This is a genomic window from Nonomuraea sp. NPDC003754, from assembly GCF_053605785.1.
The window spans coordinates 49,103-59,187 of record NZ_JBSGJX010000053.1 but is presented as its reverse complement, the minus strand read 5'-3'; the positions used below and the strand labels follow the sequence as shown (position 1 = coordinate 59,187).

Sequence of the window (10,085 nt, the reverse complement as noted above, 5' to 3'; positions counted from 1 at the left end):
GCAACACGGCGGAACGCTGCATCAATCGGATCAAGGACTGGCGTGGGCTGGCCTTCCGCTTCGACAAGACTCCCGACAGCTATCTGGCAGGCCTGCATCTACGCGGGGCGATCTTGTGGATCCGAAGCCTCCAACCCGCCTGAAGATCCGAAGTCCGTACAGGCCCTAGAGAACGAGTACCACCCTTCCCGTCAACCGCCCCCTCCGGAAACGCGCGTGCGCTTCCCGCACGTCACGCAGGGCGTACTCGGAGTCGACCCTCACCCGCAGGTGACCCGCGTCAACGATGTCGGCCAGTGCGGTAAGCCCGGCACCGTCCTCGCGTACCTGGTTGACCGTGGTCCGCACCCCTCGATGGGAACAGATCCGGCATTGGCCCGGCGTGCGTGGCGATTGAGGCATAGCGGCCTCCATCTGCGACGGCATAGGTGATGAAGGCACCGAAAGTGTCGAAGACGGCGGCATAGCCAGCGCTGCGCAGCATGGCTGACGGTGGTCTCGTCAACTCTCATCATTGAGCTGAAAGCTGGACGGCGCGCCGTAGGATCTGCTCGGCCTGCTGATCGTACTGAGCCTGACCCCAGCAGCTTGTGGTGGCGCAGCACGTAACTTGAATGCGTTGAGTCTCGGCTTCACCCTGCCATCGAGTAGCCGTGAGCTATCAGCAAGGTACTACGGCGCCTGCTAAGAAATCCGATGCTCCTGTCACAAGTACCCGCATATCTGCTAGCTTCCCAAGAGTGTGTGGCGGTGTTGCCAGGCTAGTTCAATGCAGGCGCGGGATATGGGAGATAGCGGCTCGCGCTTAAGGCGCTCCCTAGATTCCAAAGTAAAGGGAATGCCTGCCAAAGGCCTTCCCGCTACGGTACTGACTGCCACACCTTCTTCGTTGACGTCAACCATCTGAGCGAAAATAGTGTCAAAGAAGTGGGCTTCGATAACGGCCACAGTCAGAAACTCAACCCACAGCGTCAAGGGCTCAACAACGGTCGCGCACAGGAAGATGCGCAGGTCGCCCTTGTTGCGCGCGCTCTCGAATGACCGAAAAGGTTCGTCACCGAGATAATCGATCGGATCAATCACATTCTCGCCGCGTTCGGGATTTCCGAGAAACTCCTCAGAGAATTCGCGCTGTATATTTCTCCACAGGGAGAAGTCATTGGCCTGATGCGCCGGCGCTATGGAAGAAGGCTGGAAAACCCCTGCAGGAGCCACGTGGCACATGCCACCTGCCACCGCGACAGCTTTTGGGTCCCGCCGGTGCAGGTACATACGATGGCCTTCGATCGGATCGCGCCGAATCGTGAGGGTGTTGATACTGGGCACCATAGGTCGTTTCGCTAAATCGAAAGGATCGGCTATCGCCTTGCGCATGGGCAACTGGGCTAGACTGGGCCGTTTATGGCCAAGGTCGTGCCAGCCCGAAGCAAACTCGTGCGCAACCACTTCACAGATATCCAGCACATCAAAGTAGCTCGTGTAGCCAAACCCAAGTGATGCTCTTCCTTCCGCCCAGACCAAATCAAGAAGACGAAAACTCACCCTGTTATCTAGAAGCCTGGGGCGCATAATGTCTCGGAGTGCGTGGGAATAGCGGGAGTATCGCGACCCGTCGATTGCTAGCGGCCTGGACGGTTCGGAAGCCGGATGCATGCCGGTGATAGTAGGTTTTGGATTCTCCTGAAACCAGGAAAGCGTGATGCCTGACAGGTCCACCGGATGAGCGTTCATCCAACGTTCCGTAGTGAGAACCGCAGTTCCTGGAATCCGATAGGCTTCGGAATAAAGCTCAGCCGCTAAGTCACCCAGCTTGGCGCGGTTCGCATTGAGTTCGGCGCGAATGGTGCGCCATTCCTGCTGGCTGTCGAAAACTGGCCCTGGGGCGACGCTTGCAGTACGGGCAGAAGATATAGCGTCACTGGAATTATCGGGAAGGATTCCCAGCCTCTCAAACGGGATTTTAAGCTTTTGAGCAATAGAGCGCATTTCAGCTAAATCTCGTAGTGGTTGCACACTTTTTTCGAGCTTAGATAGTCGAGACTGGGACATGTTCAGCAGCAATGCGGCTTTCTGCTGGGTGAGCCCTAAGCGTTGGCGATGCCAACGCACTACCTCGCCGGCGTCGGAGCCGTCCGGGGGCGCGGACACGGACTGAGCCACCGTTGACCATCCCTTGGATAGCGTGTGCTCGCCCACAGACTGATCACCTAACCGACTCATCTGTCGCCCCTTTGATCCAGTGGTCCAAGATTAGATCGCCGACTCCCATTCCGCGAGAGCCGACTTCACTCGGTTCGGGTGTCGACGTGCCTGCGTGAATGACGCCAAGCCTTATAGCGACTCTCGTCTCTGATCGTTCCCCTACCCCTGCCCAAGCGGGGGTCGCGCATACCTATCAGTCCGCATGCGCGCAGGTGCGCTGACTTCCGGCGGGAAGACAGCGCTGATCGGGCAGAGGACGGAAGCGGTCTGGGACCTCGCCGACCCCACCGCCTGATCCTGGCGGCGACCTTGACCACTGACGGCTCGGCCCTGCGCGGCCTGGCGCTGAGCGCCGACGGGCGGACAGCGGTGATCGTGAGCGAACAGGCGGCCACGCCGTGGGACCTGTCCGAGCGGACGCGGCCCCTTCAACCTGTGCGGGGCAGCGGTGGGCCGGGCCCGTCCATCACCAGTGCCTATAGAACCACACCAGCAAGGGGCCGGCCGTCGCCCGACTCGTTCGAGCGTGCGCCTGGACGCGCCACGCGACAGGTTCGCGAGCCGTTCCGAACGGTTCATCGCCGTGGCGAAGCATGGTCGTGGCCGAACCGGCCGGGGCATTCCGCTCCCGGCCGTCCGGCCCTCTCCATCGCGCCCCACCTGATCAGTGATGACGGGTTTCGGTGCCCATGCCGTCAGTCGCGGAAGCGTCCCTCTCGCGTGTAGACACAGCCACCCCAGAGACAGTTCGGGCTGGAATTCCAGCCCTCGTCGTAAGAGACCTTGCGCGGGCGCTTGACTATGCCTTTATCGACTATCTGGTGCTGTCCCGGCGCCACCGTGGAGTCGAAGTGCTTGACGTACTTTCCCCAGATGTTCTTGTAGTAGATCCGATGCCTGGCGAAGAGATGGCTCGGCGAACCTTCCGGGGTGCAGTTGACGATGGAACTCTCGGCGTGGCGCTTCGCGCCGCCGAACTGGGAGCTTTCGTAGGACTTGGGAGCCAGTCCCGGGACCCCCACGTCATGCCAGTTGACCCAGCCGAAGTGGGAGGCGTCACATGCGGTCGCGCCCGAGATGATCGCGCTCCGCGGCGGCGTCAGACCGCCGGTGGCGACCGGCGACGTGGTTATCCTGCGAAACTGCAGCTCCGGCGGCGTATCGGCGCCGTGATCGTCGACAAGACGCTGCGGCACCGCGACATCTCGTGGGGTGATCTCCAGATAGGTCTCCAGAAAGGAGTCGTCCTCGTCACGGGCGATGAGCAGGGTGCGGCCGATCATTCCGGTCTGCACCATTCCGATGTCGTCCGACGGACGGCTGTCGGTGAAAGTCACCGTCAGGCCATTGGTGTATTCGAGCTGAGCCAGCCGTACGTCCACGTCAGTCTCTTCGTCGCCGGCCGTGGCCATGGCCGTGGAAGGGGCGAGAATCAGCGCGCCCGCGATTCCTGCCAGCAGGGCCGGGGTGAATCTCATGGTCTCTCCTTGTGAATGGGATGCCGGGACCAGAGGTAACGGTAAGAAGCGATCTTTCAGTTGCCTTAAAGGTGAGCTCAGCGGATACTGCGCCTGTGACGGCGACCGGGCATCTGCTGCCGCGACCCCAGCTCATGCGTTTCCTGGATCAGATCGTGCGGCACCGTCTCACGGTGGTGACGGCCGGACCGGGCGGCGGAAAGACGTCGGCAGTGCGCGCGTGGGCGCAGACCCGGGACGTGCCTGTGACATGGGTGACCCAGGCCGACGATGCCACCCTGGTCGACGAGATCTGTCAGGGCCTGGCGGCACCTGCGGCATGGGCCCGGTCGACGGGGCCCGCCGCGGACGACCCGGCCCGTACGGCTGCTCTCGCCGCCGAGCTTGGCGCCGCGCTGCCGTCCTCCGCGGTTCTCGTGATCGACGAGGCGGAACGGCTCGCCCCGCATACGGTCGGCAGCCGCCTGCTCGAAGGGCTGTGCCGGCACGGGGGAGACAACCTGCATCTGGTGCTGATCTCGCGTTCGGGTGCGCCCTTTCCGATTCAGCGGCTCTGCGGCCTGGGCCAGGTGTTCCGGGTCTCGACCGAACACCTGGCCTTCACGCTCGAGGAGACGGGATCGCTGGCCCGGCTGGTCCTCGGGGAGCACGACGACGTGCTGGCGAAGGAGGTCCAGCAGCTCACTGCCGGCTGGCCGGTGGCCGTGCGTCTGGCGCTGAGCTGGCTCCGCGGCCTGCCCCCTGAAGGCCGGTTGAAGCGCCTCGCCGCGGCGACCGGGCCGCTCTTCGACTATCTGGTCGAAGAGGTGCTCCATGACGGTGACGTGCGACTGAACGAGTTTCTCCGCGCGGCCGCGGCACTGCCCTGGTTCACCCCGGAGCTGTGCGCGGCGATCGGCCTCGACATCTCCCGTCACGAGATCAGCACCCTGGCCGACCAGCACATCCTGATCACGCAGCGTGAGGACGGCTATGCGGTGACGACCCTGGTCAGGGAAAGCATCGGAGGTGCCGACCGGAACCGCGCGTCGCGGGCGGCCCGCTGGTATGAAGAACACGGGTTCATCAGGGAGGCCCTGGCCGTCTCGAGCGACCCCGCCCACCTCGCCGCCATGATCGAACGTTGGTGGGACACGCTGCTGGCCGAGGGCCGTCCCGTGGAGGTGGTGCGGGCCTGCCGCGCCGTACCGGCGGAGCTGCGGACGTCCACTGTCGACCTGGCCGAGGGTCAGGCTCGGCAGGTTCGGGGCGACTGGGCGGGAGCGCTCGACTGTCTGCGCCACGCCACGGCCACGGATCCCGCCGTGGCGTGGCGGATCGGGATGATTCACTACCATCGCGGCGACTACCGGGCGGCGCTGAAGGCGTTCGAGCGCGGCGTCCTCACCGGTGAGGCCTCCCCCCACGAGGCCATGCTGCTGGCCTGGACCGCCAGCGCCCGCTGGCTCGTCGGCGACCTCTCGGACGCGGCGCGGCTGGCAGAGCGCGCCCTGTCCGTCGCGACAGCCTGTGGCGACGAGCGGTCGGCGGCGTGCGCGCACACCGCGCTGGCCATGGCCGCCCACGACGAGGGCGACCGGGCCGCGAGCGAGCGACACAGCACGCTCGCGCTCGCCGCCGCCGAGAGCGCGGGCGACCTGCTGCTGGCCGTACGCGTCCTGGCCAATCGAGCCTCGCACCGCACCGAGGAGGCGCGGTACGCGGAGGCTCTTGACCTGGAGCTCGCGGTACGGCGGGCGGAACTGGCAGGCGCGCCGGTCAACGCGGCGATCGTCCTGCACAACCGCGCGGAGGCACTCATGGGGCTCGGCAGGCTCGACGAAGCCCTGGCCGACTTCGGAGAGGCGCGCGACATCCTCGGACGGGTCGGCAGCGACAAGCTGGGCCATCCGTTGGCCGGCCTCGGCAAGGTCTACCTCGAGCGCGGAGACCTGTTACGCGCCAGGTTCAGATACGAGAACGCGTTGAAGCACGCCGAGCAGCTCCAGGATGTGCACCTGATCCAATCCGTCCTGGCCGGGCTGGCGCGAGTCCACGTCGTCGACGACCCTGAGCGAGCCGTCCGGCTCGCCGAACGCGCGGTAGCCACAGGCAGCGGATCCAGCCAGGTCGGGGCGTTCCTGGCGGCCGGTTGGGTCTGGGCGGAAGCCGGTGATCGGGCCAGGGCCGCCGCCTGCGCGCGGTCCGCCCGTGAGGCCGCCGCGAACCGGCGAGATCGGGCGGCCACGGCCGAGGCGCTGGAACTGTCGGCCACCACAGCGGCCGGCTCGCCGGAAGATCGTGCGGAACTGCTCGCGGCGGCCGGCGAGATCTGGACGGAGATCGGCAGCACGCTGGGTGCGGCGCGCAACGGTTTCGCCCGGGCGTCTCTCAGCCGCACCGATCGCGGCAGCCGGCGTGACGGCCGCCGCGAGGCGGAGCGTGAGCTGCGTCGCGCCGGGATCCGTGGTCCGCACGACTCCGGCGCGGGGCTGTTGCGGGCGATCGCCCTCCTGGACCCCGGCGCGGTGCGCTTCTGCGTGCTCGGCGGGGTACGGCTGAGCCGCCATGGACGTTCCGTCCCCGCCGCCGAGTGGCAGTCGCGGAAGGCTCGAGATCTGTTGACATGGCTGGTCTGCCAGCGAGGGCGACTCGTTGCCCGAGAGGCGGCGATGGAGGCTCTCTGGCCGGAGGAGGACCCGTCCCGATGCGCCAACCGGCTCTCGGTCGCGCTGTCGACCGTCCGCTCCGTCCTTGATCCGCAGCGGAAGTTCGGCGCGGGAGAGTTCGTTCGAGGAGACAAGCACACCGTCCAGTTGGTCGGTCTTCGCGTGGACGTCGAGGAGTTCCTGTCCGCCGCCGAAGCGCTCGCCGCGCACGATGATGATCTGCTTGCCTCGGCCGAGGCCCTGTACACAGGCGACGTCTGCGAGGACTCCCCCTACTCCGGATGGCTGGAACCCTTGCGGGAGGAGGCTCGAGCCGTCTACCAGGCGCTGCTGAGGGCACTGGCGTCGCGTGCACGGCAGGCCGCCGAACACGACGGGGCGGTCCGCTATTCGAGCATCGTGTCACCCGCCTTCTCGCGGCGTGCGCGACCTCTTGCGGCTGCTCGAACAGGACGCTTATGACGAGGAGGCGCACCTGGACCTGGTCCGGACATTGACCATGGCTCGCCGTCACGGGGAAGCCCGCAGACGGTACCGCATGTATGTCGAGGCGATGGGCGAGCTGGGTGTGGAACCGGCGCCCCTTCCTGTCGTCGACGACCGGTCGGCCCTCTCGGCGTAGTCGCGTTCCTGCCGAACCGGGCTCGCGCGTCACGAATCCTCGGTGGACAGCAGCCGGGCCAGGGTGTCCAGACCGTGGTGGAGCCGGCGGAAGTAGGTGGCCCTGCTGATGTGGAGCTGCCGGGCGAGCTGCTGGTGCGTGCGCGGTCTGCCCAGGTAGTAGTGGCGCAGGATCCACCCCGCCTCGGTGTCCTCCGGTGCGTCGCCGTCCTCCAGGGTGCGCACCGCGTCGCGCAGCCACTCCTGCAGGTCCTTCACCGTCGCCGTGCGTGCGCAGGACAGCAGCGGGCTGTCGGCCAGTCTGGCCTGGTCACGGATGTGGGTCAGGGCCCAGCCCACCTCCCGGCCCGTCGGGCCCTGGGCGGCGCCCCCGTCCGGGGCGGGGACGAGCCGCTCCACCCAGTCGGACAGCGCGTCCTGGCCGAAGTCCTGGCTGTAGATCTCGGGCCTGCGTCCGCACCGGTAGATGTCGTCGGTGGTCGTGCCGTGCCGCCGGAACCGCAGACCGTGCAGGAGCCGCTGGTAGACGGGGTTCGGCGTGGAGACCGTCAGCAGGACGCCGCGGGAGCGGACCTGGTGCAGCAGGTGGCGCAGCAGGAAGGCGTGCAGGCCCGCCTCGGGGCAGTAGGCGGCCCCGAGGACCAGGCTGCCGGCCCCCCGAGGCCGGTCGAAGAGCCCGTCGGTGTGTTCCTGGAGCAGCGACTCCACGCTGGTCGCGGTGCGCTCGGTGACGTGGAGCAGGCCGATGAGGCCGGCGGACCGGCCGTCGCCGTCCTTCAGCAGATGGAAGCCCGAGGGGTCGTCGCGCAGCCATTGCTCCACCATGCGGTCGGTTCGCCGGGGGTCCAGCCCTCCGTGCCGGGCCCAGCGGTGCATCAGCTGCCCGATGTCGTCGGCGTCCCCGGGGTCGGCGGTGTGGACCAGACCCGTGGGCAGGCCGGCGGGGAACCTGGCGGGAAACAACGTCTCGCGCACGGCCGCGTCGTCGGACAGCGCCATGACGCCCTCGGCGAGGCGGCTGCGGTACTCGGCGCTCGGCTCTGTGGCCACCAGGCGCTTGCGGTAGGCCAGCGCCCGGGTCCGCGTGCCGCGGTGGGCGGCCGGTTGCCGCCACCGGTGCGCCAGCTCGATCACCGTGCGGAACGGCTCGGCCACGGCGAGCCCGAGCTCGGTGCGGGTGACGACGCTGAGCCCGCCGAGGGCGTCGAACAGCTCCGGGTCGACCTTCAGCAGCGCCTCGTCGCCCGACCACACGGTGGCCAGCCGGTCCAGCGCGCCCCGCCACCGGGCAGCGGGCGATTCGCGCGACAGCCGTTCGACGATCTCCCGGGTGACCTGGTCGGCCACCGCCCCCGCAACGTGCGGCGAGGCGCCTGCGTGCAGCGCCCGGCATGCCGCGCCGGCGATCAGGGGGTTGCCTGCGGCGAGGCGGACGACCAGGTCCCGGCTTCGCGGGGCGTGCAGCTGCGCGTCGGCGGCCAGCTTCCTGATCCGCTCGTCCTGCCAGGCGGAGACCGTGAGGACCGTGACTCCCGACAGGGTCCAGGCCGGGTGGGCCAGCAGCGAGCGCCTGCTCACGATCAGAACCGGCCTGCCGTGCTCCGGCCGCCGGGTCCGCACGGCCTCCAGCGCGGACAGCGCTGCCTCGCTGTCGGCGCCGTCGAGGGCGAGCGGTGTCCTGGTCTGTTCGGCGAGCGCGGCCGGTACGGCCTGCCGGGTGCCCGGCTGCGACAGATCCAGCACCGGCACCGAGGTCAGGCTCGACACGAGCCGGGACTTGCCGATGCCGAGGGGGCCCGTGAGGTTGACGAGCGCGTGCCTCGTCAGTGCCTCCCGCAGGACATCCGGGGTCACGCCCGGAGCGGGCCCGGCCTCTGGTGTCTCTGCCATCAGATCTCCTTGCACTCCTCGACGAACGGTCCGTCGCCGCACGTGGCGAACACCTCATCGACCCGGCGACGCGGCGAGGAACCGGGCTGCGGCCCTCGTGAGACTGTGAGACTCCCGTGAGACTTGGTTTGTTTGCTTCCCGACTAGTTTGTCCTCCGTGGTCACCAGGCACGCGGGACCGAACGCGCGGGGGGAAGACATGCAGGGCCACACCATGTCCGTACTCGGCCTGACCGGAACCGAGGAGGACGTGTACCGCCACTTCCTGCGCCATCCACGCACGCCCGCACGCGACATCCGCGAGGTGTTCTCCTTCGACGAGGAGAGCGCGACGCGGGCGCTCTCGCGCCTGCGCGACCTGCGGCTCCTGCACGGGGACGACGAGAGCACGTGGGCGTCGGAGCCCGAGGTGGCCGTGCCCCGGCTGATCGAGGAACAGCTCGAGGCGATGCACCGGACGATGCGCCGGCTCGTGGACCCCTGGCCCATCGTGCGTTCGCTGCAGCGCGACCGGCAGGACCCGGTGCCGGGGCTCTCCGGGACGGCCGACGGCGCGGGCGTCGCGCTCCGCCGGCTGGAAGACGCGCGGGAGGTACGCGCCCACATCGACCAGCTGGCCTTCAGCGCCCGGGACGAGGTACTGGCCGCCGAGCCCTACGACACGCTGTCACCGCGGGACATCGCGCACGGGCGGCCCGTCGACGCCCGCTGCCTGCGGCGCGGCGTGCGCATCCGGAACCTCGTGCGCGCCTCCGCCCTGGAGGATCCGGCGACCCTGGGCTATCTGCGGGAACTGCACGCCGACGGTGCGCAGATCAGGGTCGCGGACGAGTTGTCGGACCTGATGCTGGTCTACGACCGACGCACGGCGCTCCTCCCGATCGACCTCCACGACACCGGCAGGGGCGCCCTTCGCATCGAGGAGAGCACTCTGGTGGGCGGCGTCATCAGCCTGTTCGAGAGGCTGTGGGCGGCGGCGACGGACCTCGCCGAGCTGACGGCCCCCGACGCCGGGCGGGTCATCCAGCTCTCCGAGACGCAGCTGCGGGTGCTGACCTGTATGTGCACCGTGAGCAAGGACGAGGTGGGCGCCCGGCGGGCCGGCATGTCGCTGCGCACCTACCGCCGGCACATAGCGGATCTGCTGCGGGTGCTCGACGCGGGTAGCCGCGCGCAGGCGGCGTTGACCGCGCGCGAGCGGGGCTGGGTGTGACCGCGTGGTACGGCCCGCTCGATGGGTCTCACC

Annotated in this window: 6 protein-coding genes; 2 read left to right on the top strand and 4 right to left on the bottom strand. The window is 68.0% G+C overall.

Annotated elements, in window-relative coordinates:
* Nucleotides 1-165: 165 nt before the first annotated feature.
* The 3 genes from ACWEVS_RS40570 to ACWEVS_RS40560 form a co-directional block, all read right to left on the bottom strand.
* Nucleotides 166-402 carry a zinc-binding dehydrogenase gene (locus tag ACWEVS_RS40570; protein WP_452556132.1) on the bottom strand — a complete coding sequence of 79 codons (237 nt, stop codon included), beginning with the start codon at nucleotides 400-402 and terminating at the stop codon, nucleotides 166-168.
* Between the two features lie 324 nt (nucleotides 403-726).
* Nucleotides 727-2,196 (bottom strand): helix-turn-helix domain-containing protein, encoded by a 1,470-nt coding sequence (locus ACWEVS_RS40565; RefSeq protein WP_452556130.1) that lies wholly within the window; start codon nucleotides 2,194-2,196, stop codon nucleotides 727-729.
* A 701-nt stretch (nucleotides 2,197-2,897) separates the two neighbouring features.
* Nucleotides 2,898-3,680 (bottom strand): hypothetical protein, encoded by a 783-nt coding sequence (locus ACWEVS_RS40560; RefSeq protein WP_452556128.1) that lies wholly within the window; start codon nucleotides 3,678-3,680, stop codon nucleotides 2,898-2,900.
* A gap of 239 nt (nucleotides 3,681-3,919) precedes the next feature.
* Between ACWEVS_RS40560 and ACWEVS_RS40555 the strand changes: the two genes are divergently transcribed.
* On the top strand, nucleotides 3,920-6,790 hold the full coding sequence (locus tag ACWEVS_RS40555) for a tetratricopeptide repeat protein (protein WP_452556126.1): 2,871 nt from the start codon (nucleotides 3,920-3,922) through the stop codon (nucleotides 6,788-6,790).
* Between the two features lie 189 nt (nucleotides 6,791-6,979).
* On the opposite strand, the gene ACWEVS_RS40550 is transcribed toward ACWEVS_RS40555, so the two are convergent.
* Nucleotides 6,980-8,839: a hypothetical protein gene (locus ACWEVS_RS40550; protein ID WP_452556124.1), complete on the bottom strand. Its 1,860-nt coding sequence runs from the start codon at nucleotides 8,837-8,839 to the stop codon at nucleotides 6,980-6,982.
* A 214-nt stretch (nucleotides 8,840-9,053) separates the two neighbouring features.
* Here ACWEVS_RS40550 and ACWEVS_RS40545 point away from each other — a divergent pair, with 214 nt between their 5' ends.
* Nucleotides 9,054-10,052 (top strand): hypothetical protein, encoded by a 999-nt coding sequence (locus ACWEVS_RS40545; RefSeq protein WP_449919016.1) that lies wholly within the window; start codon nucleotides 9,054-9,056, stop codon nucleotides 10,050-10,052.
* Nucleotides 10,053-10,085 lie beyond the last annotated feature (33 nt).